The sequence below is a fragment of the Microbacterium sp. NPDC012755 genome, assembly GCF_042901325.1.
GTDB lineage: Bacteria > Actinomycetota > Actinomycetes > Actinomycetales > Microbacteriaceae > Microbacterium > Microbacterium natoriense.
On record NZ_JBIBCT010000001.1, the window covers coordinates 617,825 to 634,373 of the forward strand.

The following is a 16,549-nucleotide window of genomic DNA, read 5'->3' on the forward strand; positions in this document are numbered from 1 at the left end:
CGGGGGGGGGGGGGGGGCGGGGGGGGGGGGGGGGGGCCCCCCGCGCCCCCGGGGGGGGGGGGGGGGCCCGGGGGGGGCGCGGGGGGCGGGGGGGGGGGGGGGCGGGGGGGGGGGGGGGGGGCGCGCCCCCCCCCCCCCCCGACGTGTATCAGATCAGCGCGTCGCGGCTCCTCCTCTACACAGTCTCTCGGAGGAGGTCATCATGTGCGTTCCCGTGCTCTGGGTCGGAAAGGACCGCGACGGTCACATCACCCACATCGGCGGTGCGACCGCGACGGGGATGCCGTGGGGGCTGACGGTCGGGGAGGCGGTGGCCGCGATCGACTCCCGCCTCTGGGACTTCTTCACCCACGTCGGAGACCGGTACGCGATGGTCGTCGTGCGCGGGAGCGGCGGTCAGCGGCACCTGACGACGATCCCCGACAGCTGGACGCCGAACAACCTCGACTCGCTGCCCGTGAACCCCGCCCCTCTGGCGGGTCTGATGCCCGGGTTCCCGTTGAGCCTGCCTGGCCCGTCTGCCATGTCGCAGACCCGCATCCGCTCGATCCAGGTGCTGCGCAACCGACGGTGGGAGACGCTGTTCACGGGCGATCACGCCGTGGGCTCCTCGCTCATGATCCCGGTGCCGCAGGGGTTCCACGACGGGAATCCGCCGACGTTCCGTCTGGACATGCTGGTGCCTTTCCCCGCCCAGATCGGCGCGGCGGATCCCGTGGTGCTCCCCGTGGTGACGACGGATGCGCCGGAGCCCCGGCGTTCGATCGAGGAGGCGGGCCGGGGGTGGTGCTCGATCGACTACGTGCTGACGCATCCGGACGGGACACCGGATCCGACCAAGCCGAGCCGCATGACGGAGGCGCGGATGCACGTGCGCCCCACCCGCTCCGAATGGCGCAAGCGCCGCTACGGGTGCGCGGTCACGGCGACGTCGATCAACGTGAACTGCCTGATGGGCGGGAGGACGCAGACGGGCGGTCAGGCGGTGGGGTTCACGCTCGTGGAGCCCACGTCTCCTCCTGTGCAGCCGCCGAGCGACCACGTGACGGTGCCCGGCGTGATCGGACAGCGCCTGGATGCCGCGCTCACCGCGCTGTGGGCTGTGCCCCTGCAGGTCACGCTGATCGGGCCGGTCGACGTGAACACGAATCTGCAGGTCGAGTCCCAGTCCCCGGCAGCGGGGAGCAAGGTCAGGCGCAACAGCGGGGTCGTGCTGACCACGCAGCGGATCACCGCGCCGACGGGGGTGAAGGAGCTGCGCATCGAGAACCGGTCCAACCGGCAGGCGGCCCTCGGCATCTGGCTGTTCGACCACTCCACCGGGGCGTGGTCGCACGAGACGACCGTCGACTACGAGGCGACGGAGACCGTCTCCTTCGAGGATGGCCATCTCTTCACCGTGGCGGCGATCGATCCGCAGATGCCGTACTGCTCCACGGGCGACCCGACCGATGTGGACTGCGTGTACGCCAGCCCGACCAGGCAGTTCGACGGAGATGACGACGGGGCGACCCTGGACTGGACGGTCACCTGAGCGACCGCGGGCGGGCATGCGACAGGATGGCCCCATGCCCCTGCACGACGACGAGCTGCTCATCGAGACCGAGACGGCAGCCGCGCTGATCCACGAGCAGTTCCCGCGGTGGCGTGACCAGTCGGTGCGCCGCATCGCCGTCGCCGGCACCGTGAACGCGATCTTCCGCATCGGAGACGGCGCCGCGGCGCGCTTCCCGCTCGTCGCCGCCGACCCCGAGGAGACGACGGCGGCCCTGGCCGCGGAGTCCGCCGCGATGCACGAGCTCGCCGCGCACGCCACCGTGCCGACCCCGGTCCCCCTCGCGATCGGCGCCCCCGGACGCGGCTACCCGCTGCCCTGGTCGATCCAGACCTGGATCCCCGGCGAGGTCGCGTCCCCGGATGCCGCGGCGCACTCCCCCGTGTTCGCCCGCGACCTCGCGGCGCTCGTCTCCGCCCTCCGCAGCGCCGACACGAGGGGCCGCGTCTTCTCCGGGAATGGACGCGGCGGCCACCTCCCCGACTCCGACGACTGGCTCGACCTCTGCTTCCGTGAGAGCGAGGGGCTCCTCGCGGTCGACGAACTGCGCGCGCTGTGGCGAGACCTGCGGGTGCTCCCCTCGTCCGGCCCCGATGTGATGTCGCACGGCGACCTGATCCCGGCGAACCTGCTCCTCGACGGCGAGCGGCTGGGCGGCGTGCTCGACGGAGGCGGCTTCGCCCCGGCCGACCCCGCGCTCGACCTCGTCTCCGGCTGGCATCTCCTGGACGCCGATGCCAGAGCGGTGTTCCGCGAGGCGCTGCGCAGCGCGGACCCGTCGGCGTCGAGGGACGAGGAGCTCGTGTGGCGGCGGGGAGCCGCCTGGGCGCTGCAGCAGGCGATGGGTCTGGTCTGGTACTACCGCGAGTCGCACCCGACGATGAGCGAGCTCGGCCGCCGCACGCTGTCGCGCATCCTCGCGGCGCCGGAGCTGCGGCGCGCGCTCTGAGACGCTCCGCTCACAGCCCGAGGCGCTCCAGGTACGGACCCACGAGACGGCGATCCGGGTCGTAGGCGGCGGCCAGGGCCGCGAAGTCGTCCCACCGCGGGTAACGAGCCCGCACCTCGGCCGCGTCGAGCGTGAAGACCTTGCCCCAGTGCGGGCGGGCGGAGGCGGGCAGCGCCGCCTCGATCACGGGGAGCAGAGCGCGCACGACCTCCTCCTCCGGCTTCCACGTGAAGTGGATGCCGACGGCATCCGTCCCGAACGACGAGCTCAGCCACAGCTCGTCGGCGCGTACCGTGCGGATCTCGGTGACCAGCAGCAGCGGGGCGATGCGGTCGGCGAGCGCGCGCACGGCGGAGATCGCGGCGACCGCATCCGCTCGCGCGACGAGGAACTCGCTCTGGATCTCCGCTCCGGCGGAGGGCGTGAACTCCAGCCGGAAGTGCGGCAGCCGCTGGAACCACGGACCGGCGACGCCCTCCTGCGCGGTGCAGGCCTCGGGGTCCACGCCGAGGATCGGATGCCGTTCGCCGTCGGCGGCCTCGGCGCCGAGCGCGGCGGCGAGACCCTCCCGCGACGACTGCTGACTGCGGGCCTCGGCCCTCGACGCCGGGACGCGCTGCTTGATCCAGATCTGGTCGGCGACGTCGGTGCGCTGCCAGGTCGTGAAGATGCTCACGCTGGTGCCCGCGCCGGTGACGGCGTCGAGATCGGCGAGGATCGCCTCCCACGACGGATGCTCGTACACGTGCTGGGCGACCTGATAGGTCGGCTCCACGTCGAGCGTCAGATCGATGACGGCGCCCAGCGCCCCGAGCGACACGACGGCCCCGTCGAAGCCCTCGTCGCCCCGAGTCAGCTCCACGATCTCCCCCGCCGGGGTCATGATCGTGAGCCCGCTGACGGCGCTCGCGAGGGAGCCGATCGCGTCGCCGGAGCCGTGGGTGCCCGTCGCGACCGCGCCGGCGACGGAGATGTGGGGCAGGGAGGCGAGGTTCGCGAGGGCGAGACCCTGCTCCTCCAGGACGGGAGCGAGGTCGCCGTAGCGGAGGGCCCCCGACACGCGCACGGTGTCGCGCTGCGGAGAGACCTCGATGCGGCGAGGCATCCGGTCGAGCGCGATCAGCACGCCGTCGGTGTCGGCGATGTCGGTGAAGCAGTGGCGGGAGCCGAGCATCCGCACGGGGCCGCCGCGCCCGAGCAGATCGCGCAGCTCGTCGACCGACTCCGGATGCTCGACGGACGACGCCCGGTACACGACGTTGCCCGCCCAGTTGCGCTCGGTGCTCATGGCGTCATCGTAGCCTCCACGCGGAGGATTACATCGATGCAGCTCGGCGGAGCAAGGACCGGAGGATAGGCTGACCGGATGACAGCGATGCTGCCGCCGCGCGCCACCATGAAGGACGTCGCCGCTCTCGCCGGCGTGTCGATCAAGACGGTGTCGAACGTCGTGACAGGCGCCGTCGCCGTCCGCGAGGAGACGCGCACGAGGGTCGAGTCGGCGATGGCGCAGCTCGACTTCGTGCCGAACCTCAGCGCCCGCGGACTGCGCAAGGGCCGCTCGGGGATCATCGCCGTCGCCCTCCCCGACCTCGCCAGCGCGTTCTCCGCCGAGCTCGTGCAGCACATCGTCGAGGCCGCCCACGAGAGGGGGCTCGCCGTGCAGATCGAGGAGACCGCGTCGGTGCCGGAGCGGGAGAAGGAGCTCGTCTCCCGGGCTCGCGCCCGCCTCGTCGACGGTCTGATCCTCAACCCCATCCGGCTGGAGGACAGCGTCCTGAAGTACGCCGATCGACTGCCGCCCCTCGTGGTGATCGGCGAGGTCGAGCAGAACAGGGCCGACCACGTCAGGATCGACAGCCGCCGTGCCGCGGCGGACGCGACCAGGCACGTGCTGTCCCGCGGGGCCACGCGGATCGCGGTGGTCGGCGCCGACGACGACCCGACCGCGGCCACCGCGACGAGCCGCCTCCGACTGGAGGGCGTGCACGACGCCCTCCGCGAGGCGGGCATCGCCCGCGACCCCGCCCTCGAGATCAACCCGCTCCACTGGGCCGCGACCGGAGGGGCCGACGCCGTGCGGACGCTCTATGAACGCCGCGTCGCGTTCGACGCGATCGTCGCGTTCACCGATGCCCTCGCGCTCGGCGCGCTGCACGCCCTGCACGAACGCGGCGTGAGCGTGCCGGGCGACGTGATCGTGACCGGCTTCGACGACATCGAGTTCTCGCGGTTCGCCTCCCCCGCCCTCACGACGATCGCGTTCGAGCGCCGAGCCGTCGCCGACGCCGCGCTCGGACTCCTCGAGTCCCGCATCGACGACCGCGGCGCCGCCCCTCGGGGGGTCACCCTGCCGCACCGGCTGGAAGAGCGCGCGAGTACGCAGGGCCGTCCTCGCGGCTACCGTCCCTGACGGGTGCGGACGGATGCCGACGGCATCCTTGCTCCTCGATTACATCGATGTAATGATGGAGATCCGCGCCGTTCCCGTTCGGCGTCGGACTCGGATCCAAGGAGAGCGATGACCCAGGCCCGCATCACCGTCGACCGCGACTTCACGATCGGCGACGTCCCCCGGAGACTCTTCGGGTCGTTCGTCGAGCACATGGGACGCTGCGTCTACACCGGCATCTACGAGCCCGGGCACCCGCTGGCCGACGAGCGCGGCTTCCGCACGGACGTGCTCGCCCTCGTGAAGGAGATGGGCCCCACCGTGGTGCGCTATCCCGGCGGCAACTTCGTCTCCGGCTACCGCTGGGAAGACGGGGTGGGCCCGGTGGCCGACCGCCCCGTGCGCATCGACGGCGCCTGGCACACGATCGAGACGAACGCCTTCGGTCTGCACGAGTTCATGGACTGGGCGAAGGAGGCGGGCGCCGAGGTCATGGAGGCCGTCAACCTCGGCACCCGCGGTGTCGAGGAGGCCCGCGCCCTCGTCGAGTACGCCAACCACCCCGGCGGCACGTACTGGTCGGACCTCCGTCGGAGGAACGGCGCCGAGCAGCCGTTCGACATCACGCTCTGGTGCCTGGGCAACGAGCTCGACGGACCGTGGCAGATCGGCGGCAAGACCGCGGCCGAGTACGGCCGGCTGGCGCAGGAGTCCGCGAAGGCCATGAAGCTGGTCGACCCGACGATCGAGCTCGTCGCCGTGGGCTCGTCCAGTCGCTCCATGCCGACGTTCGGCTCCTGGGAGCACACCGTGCTCACCCACGCGTACGACGAGGTCGACTACATCTCGATGCACGCCTACTACCAGGAGCACGACGAGGATGCCGCGTCCTTCCTCGCCGAGTCCGTCGACATGGACGCGTTCATCGAGGGCGTCATCGCCACGGTGGACGCGGTCAAGGCCGCCGGAAAGCACACGAAGCAGGTCGACATCTCGTTCGACGAGTGGAACGTGTGGGATCAGGTGCGGTACAACGAGGTCGAGGCGGCCGAGATCGCCGCGGCCGGGTGGCGGCAGCACCCGCGGATCATCGAGGACACCTACTCGGTGACGGATGCCGTCGTCGTCGGCACCCTGCTGAACAGCCTCCTGCGGCACGGCGATCGCGTGAAGATCGCCAACCAGGCCCAGCTCGTCAACGTGATCGCGCCGATCAGGGCGGAGGAGAACGGCCCGGCCTGGCGCCAGACCAGCTTCTGGCCCTTCGAGCGCATGGCGCGCCTCGCGAAGGGCCGCATCCTGCGCCTCGCCGTGACCGCCTCGCAGATCGAGACGAAGCGCTACGGCGGCGTGGACTCCATCGATGCCGCCGGCACCTGGGACGAGGAGTCCGGGAAGCTCGTGGTGTTCGTCGCCAACCGCTCGCTGGAGGAGCAGAACGACCTCACGATCGACCTGCACGGCCTGGGCGACGTGCGCCTGCGCCAGGCCGAGACACTGACGGTGCCGGAGGGCGGCGACCGCCGCACCGCGAACCTCGAGACCACCCCCGACGCCGTGCATATGGTGCCGCTCGCGGCCGCAGAGGTCGTCGGCGACGCCGTGCGCGCGACCCTCCCCCCGCTGTCGTGGTCGGTCATCGAGCTCGACGTGACGCGCGCCTGACGCCTGAGACGCCTCGGCCGGCTCAGGGACCCGCTGGTGCGCTGAGCCTGTCGAAGTGCCCTCGCCACGCCGGAACCGGGTCGCTGAGCCGGCCGAAAGGTCTGGCGTGGAGAAGGCCCCGATATCCATCGATATCGGGGCCTTCTCGCGGCCGGAGGGAGAGCCGCGTCAGCCGGCGGCCTCCTCCGGACGATCGAGCACGTCGATCGCCGCGGTGTCGGGCTCGTACTCGTCGATGTGGCGCTCGTCGTGACCGTCGTACAGCGACAGCGGTCGGATCAGCGCGTTCGACGACTGCTGCTCGATGATGTGCGCGGTCCATCCGGTGATGCGCGCCGCCACGAACAGCGGAGTGAAGGTGAGCGTGTCGAAGCCGATGAGGTTGTACGCCGGACCCGAGGGGTAGTCGAGGTTCGGGTAGATGCCCTTGCGTCCGACGAACTCGCTCTCGAGCCTGTCGTACAGCTCGCCGACGGCCGGCTTGTCGTAGTGCGCGACGAGCGAGTCCAGCGCGGCCTTCATGGTCGGCACGCGGGAGTCGCCCCGCTTGTACACGCGGTGCCCGAAGCCCATGATCTTGCGCTTCTCGGCGAGCGCGGCATCGAGCCAGCCCTCGACCTGGTCAGCCGTGCCGATCTCGTCGAAGATGTGCATGACGGCCTCGTTCGCCCCGCCGTGCAGCGGACCCTTGAGCGCGCCGATCGCCCCGACGACCGCCGAGTACAGGTCGCTGAGAGTCGACGTGATCACGCGGGCCGTGAACGTGGAGGCGTTGAAGGAGTGCTCCGCGTAGAGGATCATCGAGCGGTTGAACGCGTCGACGACCACCGGGTCGGGCTCCTCGCCGAACGTGAGCCAGAGGAAGTTCGCGGCGTAGTCGAGGTCGTCGCGGGACTCGACGGGGCCGAGTCCCCGGCGACGGCGCTGCCCGTACGACACGATCGCGGGGAGCGCGGCGAACAGCGTGAGGCTGCGTTCCTGGTTCTCCTCCGGCGTGCCGACGGCATCCAGCACGTTGGCGATGCCCGCGGTCTCGATCGCGCCGATCACGCTCACGGCGGTGCGCACCTCGTCCATCGGATGCGAGTCCAGCGGCAGCCGGTCGATCGCGTCCTTGACCTCGGGAGAGAGCGCGCGGTGCTGCCGCTCGGTCAGCCGGAACGCGGCCAGCTCCTCTGGCGTGGGCAGCTCGCCGTGCCACAGCAGGTACGCCACGGCCTCGAACGGTTGCGTCGCCGCCAGTTCCTGCACGGGGTAGCCGCGGTAGAGCAGGCTGTTCGTCTCGGGGTTGACCTTCGAGATCGCCGTCGTGTCGACGACGACGCCTGCGAGGCCCTTCTTGATGTCCGGCTCGGTCATGGTCACTCCTTCGTGGGTTACCGCTCGAGTGTGAAGTTGAAGACGCCGGAGTCGAAGTGGTTGTACGACTCGTAGTCGATCAGATCGTAGAGATCGGCGCGGTGCTGCATCTCTCCGAGCTTCGAGGTCAGGTGCCCCTCGTCGTTCAGCGTATCCAGTGCGCGCCCTGCAGCGCCCATCGCGATGCGCAGCAGCGACACCGGCCAGATGACGAGGTTCACCCCGGCATCCCGCAGCTGGTCCGTGGAAAACAGCTCGGACTTGCCGAACTCGGTCATGTTGGCGAGGATCGGCACGTCCACCGCGTTCGCGATCGCCTCGAACTCCTCCAGCGTGCGCATGGCCTCGGGGAAGATCGCATCGGCCCCGGCATCCACCAGCGCCTTCGCCCTGTCGATCGCGGCATCCAGCCCCTCGATGGCCCGAATGTCGGTGCGCGCCATGATGAGGAAGTTCTCGTCGCGACGCGCATCGGCCGCCGCGCGGATGCGCTTGATCGCGGTGTCCTCGTCGACGACGCTCTTGCCGTCGAGGTGGCCGCAGCGCTTGGGGTTGATCTGGTCTTCGATGTGGGTGCCCGCGAGCCCCGCATCCTCGAGCTCCTGGATCGTGCGGGCGACGTTCATCGGCTCGCCGAACCCGGTGTCGGCGTCGACGATCGCGGGCAGGTCGGTCATGCGGGCGATCTGCTTCGCCCGTCCCGCGACCTCGGTGAGGGTCGTGAGCCCGATGTCGGGCAGGCCGAGGTCGGCGGAGAGGACGGCGCCGGAGATGTAGACGCCGTCGAAGCCCTTCTGCTCGATGAGACGGGCGCTCAACGGGTTGAATGCCCCGGGGAAGCGCAGCAGCTCACCGCTCGCGAGCCGCTCCCGGAACAGCCGCCGCTTCTCGGCCGGGGTGACGGTGGAGTACAGCATCAGAACAGCCCCTTCGGGGCATCGGCGGCCTCGAGCAGGCCGGGCCTGGCGATGATCGAGAGCTCGCCGACCTCTGCGGCCGTGAGCTCGGGAAGACGCTGCACGAGCTCCAGGAAGCGCTCGATCTCGGCGGGCTCCAGCACCGGCTCCGCCAGCAGCCGGAACTTCGCGATGTAGTTCTCCCGCACGAACGGACGGGCGCCGAGCGGATGCGCGTCGGCGACGGCGATCTCGTCCACCACGGTCGAGCCGTCGGTCAGGCGGATCTCGACGCGACCGCCGAACGCCTTCTCGTCGGGGTCCTCGGAGTGGTAGCGGCGCGTCCACTCGGCATCCTCCGCCGTGGTGACCTTGTGCCACAGCGCGACCGTGTCGGCGCGGCCGGCGCGCTCGGGGGCGTAGGAGTCGACGTGGTGCCATCCGCCGTCCTGCAGCGCGACCGCGAAGATGTACGGGATCGAGTGGTCGAGCGTCTCGCGCGACGCCGTCGGGTCGTACTTCTGCGGGTCGTTCGCCCCGGAGCCGATCACGTTGTGCGTGTGGTGGCTGGTGTGGATGACGATCGACTCCACGTTCGCGGGGTCGGCCAGCTCCGGGCGGGCGTTGTGGAGCCGGCGCGCCAGGTCGATCAGCGCCTGCGCCTGGTACTCGGCCGAGTGCTCCTTCGTGTAGGAGTCGAGGATCGCCCGCTTGGGCTCGCCCGGTGCCGGCAGCGGCACCTCGTACGTGGCATCCTTGCCGTCGAGCATCCAGGCGATCACGCCGTCTTCACCCTCGTAGATCGGGGCGGGGCTGGTCTGTCCGCGCATCGCACGGTCGACCGCCTCGACGGCCATCTTGCCCGCGAAGGCCGGGGCGTGCGCCTTCCACGTGGAGATCTCGCCCTTGCGGCTCTGCCGGGTGGCGGTGGTCGTGTGCAGCGCCTGGCCGACGGCCTGGTAGATCGTCTCGGCGTCGAGGCCGAGCAGGGTGCCGATGCCGGCGGCGGCCGACGGGCCGAGGTGCGCGACGTGGTCGATCTTGTGCTTGTGCAGGCAAATCGCGCGCACGAGGTCCATCTGGATCTCGTAGCCCGTCGCGATGCCGCGCACGAGCGCTCGGCCATCTGCGCCGACGTGCTGTGCGACCGCGAGGATCGGCGGGATGTTGTCGCCGGGGTGCGAGTACTCCGCAGCCAGGAACGTGTCGTGGTAGTCGAGCTCGCGCACGGCCACGCCATTCGCCCACGCCGCCCACTCGGGGCTGGTGCGGTGGTCGAGAGCGGCGCCGAAGACCGTCGCTCCGACCCCGCCGGTCGAGACGGGGTGGGTGAACGCCTGCGCGCGGGCGGCGTTGATCGGAGGACGGGTGAGGGATGCCGCCGCCACGGAGGCGTTGTCGATGATGCGGTTGATGATCATGTCGACGACGGCGGGCTCGACCTCGACCCGGTCGGTGGCGACTTCGGCGATCTTCCAGGCGAGCTGGTCCTCGCGGGCGAGGTTCTCTTCGCTGCGGTGGACGCGGACGTGGTGGGTGACGGTCATTTCACACCTTCTGGGTTGGCTGTCAGGGAGTCGAGGATGCCGGTGAGCGCGTTGTGCAGGTGCACGTGCGTCGCGTGGGCGGCGAGGTCGCCGTCGCGGGCGGCGAGCGCCTGGGCGATCGTGCGGTGTTCAGACGCGGATGCCGCGAGCCGTTCCGGCTTGTCTCGCGCCATGCGCCGCACCCGGACGAGGTGGGTGCGCACGGTGCGCAGAGCCGAGGCGATGTAGTCGTTGGCCACGGCCTCGTCGAGGGCCGCATCGAAGCGCGCGATCAGGGCGTAGTACGCGTCGCGCCCCGCGTCAGCCGTCAGGTCGACGTGCGCGAACTCCTCGGCGAGCGCCGCGAACAGAGCGGCGTCGCCGCGGGAGGCGGCGAGGCGGGCGGAGGTCTCCTCCAGCGCGCGGCGGATCTCGAACAGGGCGCGGATGTCGTCGGCGTCGAGATCTGCGACGACCGTGACGCGCGGTGACTGCTGCACGACGAGCCCGTCGGCGGCGAGCCGGCGCAGCGCCTCGCGCATCGGGGTCCGACTGATGCCGAGACGTTCCGCCTGCTCGACCTCGCCCAGCACGACGCCCGCGGCGAGTGCGCCGGACTGGATGCCGTCGAGCAGATGCGCGTAGGCGCGGTCGCTCGCTGTGGTCCGTTCCGCGGCAAGGGTCATGCCCTCAGTGTATACATAAACCGGTACGGTTGGCCATGAGAGGTGGCCTCACCCGCAAGAGGTATACATAAGCTCCGCGCCGGCACCCACTCGCACGGAGTCGGCGCCTCGTGCCGCTACTCGCGCTCGGCAGCGACAACAGGCGCCACATCCGCAGGCGCCACAGAGGCAGGCACCGCAGACACAGGAGCCCCCTCCACGGGGACCGGCTCGACGAACTGTTCGGCGACGGCATCCGTCGCCGGCTCGCCGAGCTTGACGATGATGACCCCGGCGAGCACGAGCGCGCCTCCCATCGCCTGAACCGGGCCGGGGACCTGACCGAGCATCAGCGCACTGAAGACCATCGCGGCGACGACCTCGGACAGCGCGATGAACGACGCCAGGCGGGAGCCGAGCATCCGGGTCGAGACGATGCCGAGGATGTACGCGAGCGCGGTCGCGATGACACCCATCGCCAGCACGGGGACGAACCACGGCACCGTGATGACGCTGTACTCCACGTCGGCCGTGGTCCACGCGATGGGGAGCACCCCCACGGCACCAGCGACGGTGAGGCCGATCGCGCCGATGAGGAGCCCGAGTCCCGCCAGCGCGATCGGCGGCAGGCCGGTGTCGGCGCGCGCCGACAGCACGAAGTAGGTCGCGGCGCCGATCATCGCTCCGAGCGCGAACAGGATGCCGCCGAGGTTCACCTGCGCGCCGGTGAGGACGTCGAGCATGAGCACGAGTCCGATGAAGGCGATCGCGGCGCCGAGGAGGCTGCGGCGCGTGGGCTTCTCTCCCCTGCGGATCCAGAGCCAGAAGACGACGGCGATGGGGGCGGTGTACTCGATGAGCAGGGCGATGCCGACATCCATCACGGCGACCGCCTGGAAGTAGCAGAGCTGTGCGGCGGTCACGGCGAGGAGGCCGTAGACGAGGACCATTCCCGCGTGGCGGCGGACGAGGCCCCACTTGCCGCGCAGCGCCAGGAGCGTGGGCACCAGCAGCACCAGGGCGGCCACCCACATGCGCACGGTGACGGCGGCCCCCGGGGTCCAGCCCGCATCGATGAGGCCGCGGGCGAAGATGCCGGACATGCCGAACGAGACCGCGGCGCCGAGCGCGAAGAGCAGGCCGGCGTTCGACCTGCGGGGCGCGGTCACCCGCGCGATGTCATCAGCTACTGCGCTCATGACATGTGACGCTACTCCTGCGCGATGTAACATGTCAACATGATCTTCACCTATGACACGGAGGACGCCCTGCGCGCGGCCGTGTGGCTGGTCAACACGGCGGAGGATCCGGAGTCGATGGCTGATGCCGCCGACGAGGAGGCCTTCCTCGGCGCCTTCCCCTACACCGGCAGGATCGATCGCGACGACGCCGAGGCCGCGTCTCTCCGCGCCCTCCGCCCCGGCCTGCGCGAGATGCTGCTGGCTCCGCGCGACGAGATGGCCGAGCGGGTCAACGACGCCCTCGCGTCGGTCACCCTGGCCCCGCGCCTCACACGGCACGGGGAGCTGGACTGGCACCTGCACGCGATCGTCGACGACGCGCCTCTCTCCGACCGCGTGCTCGTGGAGACCGCGATGGCACTGATCGACGTCATCCGCGCCGACGAGGGCTCACGCATCTCGGTATGCGCCGACGACACGTGCGACGCTCTCGCCCTCGACCTCTCGCGCAACCGCTCGAAGCGCTACTGCTCGACCACGTGCGCCAACCGCAATGCGGTGGCCGCCTACCGCGCCCGCCGCTCGGAGCCCTGACCCCACCCCCACCCCGGTCGTTGAGCGAGCGCAGCGAGACGAAACGCCCCACCCCCACCCCGGTCGTTGAGCGAGCGCAGCGAGACGAAACGCCCCACCGACACGCACGACCAGAACCCCGTCGCCTACACCGCGTTTCGTCTCGTCGCTGCGCTCCTCGCTCAACGACCCGAGAGAGAAGCCGCTGCGCTCCTCGCTCAACGACCCGGTGGCGGAACCGATCGCCGACAACAAACGCTTCACACTCTTCACAAACTTCTGAAACCGGCGTAGCGTGCCGCTCATGGACACAGTGATCCGCACGAGCGGCCTCACCAAGCACTACGGCCGCGTGCACGCTCTCGACGGCCTCGACCTCTCCGTCACCGCGGGCCAGGTGCACGGCTTCCTCGGCCCGAACGGCGCGGGCAAGACGACCACCATCCGCATCCTCCTCGGCCTCGCGCGCAAGACCGGGGGCACGGCATCCGTCCTCGGAAGCGACCCCTGGCGGGACGCGACCGACCTGCACCGCCGCATCGCCTACGTGCCTGGTGACGTCAGCGTGTGGCCCAATCTCTCGGGCGGCGAGGCCATCGACCTGCTCAGCCGCCTGCGCGGCGCCGACACCCGCGGTGCCGTCTACCGGAGCGAGCGCGAGCGCCTCGAGACCGCGTTCCAGTTCGACCCGCGCAAGAAGGGTCGCGCATACTCCAAGGGCAACCGGCAGAAGGTGGCGCTGATCTCGGCGTTCACCGTGCCGGCCGACCTGTACATCCTCGACGAGCCGACGAGCGGCCTCGACCCCCTGATGGAGGTCGTGTTCCGCGAGGAGGTCGCCAGAGTGCGGGATACCGGTGCGACCGTGCTGTTGTCGAGCCACATCCTGTCGGAGGTCGAGCTGCTGTGCGACCGCGTCTCGATCATCCGCGCGGGGCGCGTGGTGGGGTCCGGAACGCTGGCGGAGCTGCGTCATCTCACCCGCACCGAGGTGTCGTTCACAGCGACGGATGCCGCGGCGGCCGACGGCATCCCCGCCGCCCATGACCCGTCGTTCGCCGACGGTCGCGCGAGGTTCACGGTCGACAGCGATGACGTCGCATCCGTCCTCCCCGTGCTCGCCCAGCGGGTGGTCACCGGTCTGCGCATCGAGCCGCCGTCTCTGGAGGAGCTGTTCCTCCGCCACTACGGAGACGACGTGACGGATGCCGCGGGCGACGCGGATGCCGCGGCCCCGGCCCGTACCCGGAGGAGCGCGCGATCATGATCCCCCTCCTCCGCCAGCGCCTGCGCCGGGACTGGCTGCAGCTGACGCTGTGGATCCTCGGCGCGGTCCTCCTCGCGTACGCCGGCTACGGCGGCGTCACGCAGTCGTACAGCACGGTCGCCGACCGGCAGGAGGTGCTCACGGCGGTGATGGCGAACCCGGTGATCCTGATGTTCCGGGGTCTCCCGTCTGGCACGTCCGTCGGTGCCTTCCTGGCCTTCGAGGACCTCCCCTGGCTGGCGATGCTCGCGGCGCTCATGAGCACGTTCCTCGCCGTGCGGCACACCCGCGGCGACGAGGAGGCGGGGCGCAGCGAGCTCGTCGCCGCCACGTCGGCGGGACGCACCCTGCCCACGGTCGCGACGATCGTGCACGGCCTCGCCGCGAACCTCGTGCTCGCGCTGCTCACGGCGCTCGCGCTGATCGCGGCGGGGATGGATACCGGTGGCTCCCTGCTCACGGGAGCGGCGGCCGGCGCCACCGGGGTCGCCTTCCTCGGCATCGGCCTCGTCGCCGCGCAGCTCATGCGCACATCGCGCGGCGCGAACTCGCTGACCGTGTGGGTGCTCGTGGCGACCTTCCTGCTCCGCGGGATCGGCAACGTCGCGGGGACCCCCAGCGACGACCTCACCCGCATCGAGAGCTCCTGGCTCGTGTGGCTCTCGCCGTTCGGCTGGGCCGAGCAAACCCGTCCCTACGATGCCGACCACCCCTGGCCCGCGGTGCTCGCGCTGGGGTTCGGACTCCTCCTCGCCGCCGCCGCGACGCTGCTGCAGTCGGCCCGCGACATGGGCGCGAGCTTCATCGCGGAGCGCAACGGCCGCGCGAACGCCACGGCGGCGCTGTCGTCTCCGCACGCGCTGGTCTGGCGGCTGTCGTGGGGGTCGGTGCTCGGCTGGACGATCGGCGGAGCGCTCACCGGCATCCTCGCCACCACCCTGTCGTCGCTCGCCGGTCAGGTCGCCGGCGAGAATCCGGCGGTCGCGCAGATCCTCGAGAAGATCGCCAGGGCGGGGAACCTCGACGAGGCCGTGATCACCGTCTTCTTCACCATGCTCGGCATCCTCGCCGCGTGCGCGGCCGTGCAGACGATCGTCCGCGCCCGTCAGGAGGAGGCCCACGGCACGGCCGAGTCGGTGCTCGCCGCCGCGGTCGGGCGCGTGCGGTGGTTCGCCGACTACGCGATCGTCGCCACGTGCGCCGTCGCGCTCGTCATCGCGGCCGCCATGGCCACGGCGTACCTCGGGATCGCCGCGAACGGCGGCGCGAGCGCGCTGTACCGCGTGGTCACCGTGACCGGGCTGGGGCAGTTCGTCGCGGCATCCGTGTTCACCGCGATCACGGCCCTGGTCTTCGTCGTGCTGCCGCGGGCCACGCTCGGCGTCGGATGGGCGCTCATCGGCGTCGCCAGCGTCCTCGGCATGTTCGGACCGCTGTTCGGGATGCCGGAGTGGGCCACCGACCTCTCGCCGATCGCCGTGACCCCCGTCGTCTCGAACGGTGACGTCGACCTCCGCGGGCTCTGGTGGCTCGTGGCTGCGGTCGCGGTCGCCGGCGGCGGGGCATTGACCCTCATGAGGCGCCGCGAGCTCGCGGCCGACGGATAACCTGGGGAGCACATGGAACACCGGGGACAGGACGCCGCAGAGCAGGCGGCCGCGATGATGACGGCGGCGGGGATGCCGCGCATGCCCGCGCGCGTCATGATGGCGCTCGTCGCAGCCCCGGACGGCGGGTACACGGCCGCCGACCTCGCCGATCGCCTCGGGGTGTCGGCCGCCGCCGTGTCGGGGGCCGTGCGCTACCTGCAGGACGCGCACTTCGTGCGTCGGCTGCCCACGGCCGGGCACCGCCGCGACCGCTACGACCTCGCACCCGACGGCTTCCACTCGGTCATCATCGGCAACATCCCCGTCTACCGCCGCCTCGCGGAGCACGTCGACCGGATCGGCGCCGAGCTCGGCGACGAGGAGGTCTCGGCCGAGCGCGCCGCGCAGATGTCGGGCTTCCTCCGGTTCATGGCCGAGCGGATGCCGCAGCTCGTCGCCGAGTGGGAGGCGCAGGACCCCGCCCCCGATCGCTGAGCGAGCGCCGCCGCGCCGGCTACATGCCGACGACGCCCTCGAAGAGGCCGATGTGGTTGCCGTCGGGGTCGACGACGACCGCCCACGCGCTGGTGTCGGTGATGGGCTGCTTCTCCATCGCGACCGATCCCCCGGCGGCGAGCGCGACGGCGACCGTGTCGTCGATCGAGTCGACCTCGACGTACGAGCGCGGCTGCGTGAAGCCCTCGCTGCGCGGGGCGAGCCCGCCACCCGAGATGCCGTTGGGAGCCTGCCACATGGGGTACCCCTCGAACCCGGGCGGCTCGGCGATCTGCCAGCCGAACAGCGCCGAGTAGAACCCGGACGCCGCCGTCAGGTCGGTGACCGGGATGTCGATGTGGGTGATGTCTCCGTGCGCCATGATGCTCCCCTTCGCCGTGCGGACGCAGACAGTCTTCTCGCCGCGACCGCCGACT

At 71.1% G+C, this 16,549-nt stretch carries 15 protein-coding genes; 8 read left to right on the top strand and 7 right to left on the bottom strand.

Annotated features, from left to right (window positions below; translation table 11 throughout):
* The first annotated feature begins 202 nt into the window (after nucleotides 1-202).
* Nucleotides 203-1,534: a DUF3892 domain-containing protein gene (locus ACFY5A_RS02930; RefSeq protein ID WP_387231684.1), complete on the top strand. Its 1,332-nt coding sequence runs from the start codon at nucleotides 203-205 to the stop codon at nucleotides 1,532-1,534.
* A 34-nt stretch (nucleotides 1,535-1,568) separates the two neighbouring features.
* Nucleotides 1,569-2,504 carry a phosphotransferase gene (locus ACFY5A_RS02935; RefSeq protein WP_341941164.1) on the top strand — a complete coding sequence of 312 codons (936 nt, stop codon included), beginning with the start codon at nucleotides 1,569-1,571 and terminating at the stop codon, nucleotides 2,502-2,504.
* Between the two features lie 10 nt (nucleotides 2,505-2,514).
* Here ACFY5A_RS02935 and ACFY5A_RS02940 read toward each other — a convergent pair whose 3' ends face one another.
* A complete protein-coding gene (locus ACFY5A_RS02940; protein WP_387231686.1) occupies nucleotides 2,515-3,792 on the bottom strand; it encodes an FAD-binding protein in 1,278 nt (425 codons plus the stop codon).
* 78 nt (nucleotides 3,793-3,870) lie between these two features.
* On the opposite strand from ACFY5A_RS02940, the gene ACFY5A_RS02945 reads away from it, so the two are divergent.
* Together ACFY5A_RS02945 and ACFY5A_RS02950 are read left to right on the top strand one after the other, a co-directional pair.
* Nucleotides 3,871-4,917, top strand: coding sequence for a LacI family DNA-binding transcriptional regulator (locus tag ACFY5A_RS02945; RefSeq protein ID WP_341941162.1), 1,047 nt, complete (start codon nucleotides 3,871-3,873; stop codon nucleotides 4,915-4,917).
* Nucleotides 4,918-5,025: 108 nt separating this feature from the next.
* On the top strand, nucleotides 5,026-6,561 hold the full coding sequence (locus ACFY5A_RS02950) for an alpha-N-arabinofuranosidase (protein ID WP_387231688.1): 1,536 nt from the start codon (nucleotides 5,026-5,028) through the stop codon (nucleotides 6,559-6,561).
* Between the two features lie 168 nt (nucleotides 6,562-6,729).
* Here the strand turns inward: ACFY5A_RS02950 and ACFY5A_RS02955 are convergent, their stop codons facing one another.
* The 5 genes from ACFY5A_RS02955 to ACFY5A_RS02975 all read right to left on the bottom strand — a co-directional run bounded on the left by ACFY5A_RS02955 (nucleotide 6,730) and on the right by ACFY5A_RS02975 (nucleotide 12,206).
* On the bottom strand, nucleotides 6,730-7,920 hold the full coding sequence (locus ACFY5A_RS02955; RefSeq protein ID WP_387231690.1) for a bifunctional 2-methylcitrate synthase/citrate synthase: 1,191 nt from the start codon (nucleotides 7,918-7,920) through the stop codon (nucleotides 6,730-6,732).
* Between the two features lie 17 nt (nucleotides 7,921-7,937).
* A complete protein-coding gene (gene prpB / locus ACFY5A_RS02960) occupies nucleotides 7,938-8,837 on the bottom strand; it encodes a methylisocitrate lyase (RefSeq protein ID WP_223585781.1) in 900 nt (299 codons plus the stop codon).
* Nucleotides 8,837-10,363 carry an MmgE/PrpD family protein gene (locus tag ACFY5A_RS02965; RefSeq protein ID WP_341941158.1) on the bottom strand — a complete coding sequence of 509 codons (1,527 nt, stop codon included), beginning with the start codon at nucleotides 10,361-10,363 and terminating at the stop codon, nucleotides 8,837-8,839. Before ACFY5A_RS02965 ends, prpB begins: the two co-directional genes overlap by 1 nt.
* Nucleotides 10,360-11,028 carry a GntR family transcriptional regulator gene (locus ACFY5A_RS02970; protein ID WP_223585779.1) on the bottom strand — a complete coding sequence of 223 codons (669 nt, stop codon included), beginning with the start codon at nucleotides 11,026-11,028 and terminating at the stop codon, nucleotides 10,360-10,362. The genes ACFY5A_RS02965 and ACFY5A_RS02970 overlap by 4 nt, the downstream gene beginning before the upstream one ends.
* A 116-nt stretch (nucleotides 11,029-11,144) precedes the next feature.
* Nucleotides 11,145-12,206: a DMT family transporter gene (locus ACFY5A_RS02975; RefSeq protein WP_387231692.1), complete on the bottom strand. Its 1,062-nt coding sequence runs from the start codon at nucleotides 12,204-12,206 to the stop codon at nucleotides 11,145-11,147.
* 39 nt (nucleotides 12,207-12,245) lie between these two features.
* On the opposite strand from ACFY5A_RS02975, the gene ACFY5A_RS02980 reads away from it, so the two are divergent.
* The 4 genes from ACFY5A_RS02980 to ACFY5A_RS02995 all read left to right on the top strand — a co-directional run bounded on the left by ACFY5A_RS02980 (nucleotide 12,246) and on the right by ACFY5A_RS02995 (nucleotide 16,112).
* Nucleotides 12,246-12,782, top strand: a complete 537-nt coding sequence (locus ACFY5A_RS02980; RefSeq protein WP_105677100.1) for a CGNR zinc finger domain-containing protein — start codon at nucleotides 12,246-12,248, stop codon at nucleotides 12,780-12,782.
* Between the two features lie 283 nt (nucleotides 12,783-13,065).
* Nucleotides 13,066-14,028 (top strand): ATP-binding cassette domain-containing protein, encoded by a 963-nt coding sequence (locus ACFY5A_RS02985; protein WP_387231695.1) that lies wholly within the window; start codon nucleotides 13,066-13,068, stop codon nucleotides 14,026-14,028.
* Nucleotides 14,025-15,635: an ABC transporter permease gene (locus tag ACFY5A_RS02990; protein ID WP_387231697.1), complete on the top strand. Its 1,611-nt coding sequence runs from the start codon at nucleotides 14,025-14,027 to the stop codon at nucleotides 15,633-15,635. The genes ACFY5A_RS02985 and ACFY5A_RS02990 overlap by 4 nt, the downstream gene beginning before the upstream one ends.
* 12 nt (nucleotides 15,636-15,647) lie before the next feature.
* Complete coding sequence (locus ACFY5A_RS02995; protein ID WP_105677102.1) at nucleotides 15,648-16,112, top strand: GbsR/MarR family transcriptional regulator; 465 nt, start codon at nucleotides 15,648-15,650, stop codon at nucleotides 16,110-16,112.
* Between the two features lie 19 nt (nucleotides 16,113-16,131).
* Here ACFY5A_RS02995 and ACFY5A_RS03000 read toward each other — a convergent pair whose 3' ends face one another.
* Nucleotides 16,132-16,494, bottom strand: coding sequence for a VOC family protein (locus ACFY5A_RS03000; protein ID WP_341941154.1), 363 nt, complete (start codon nucleotides 16,492-16,494; stop codon nucleotides 16,132-16,134).
* Nucleotides 16,495-16,549: the final 55 nt, after the last annotated feature.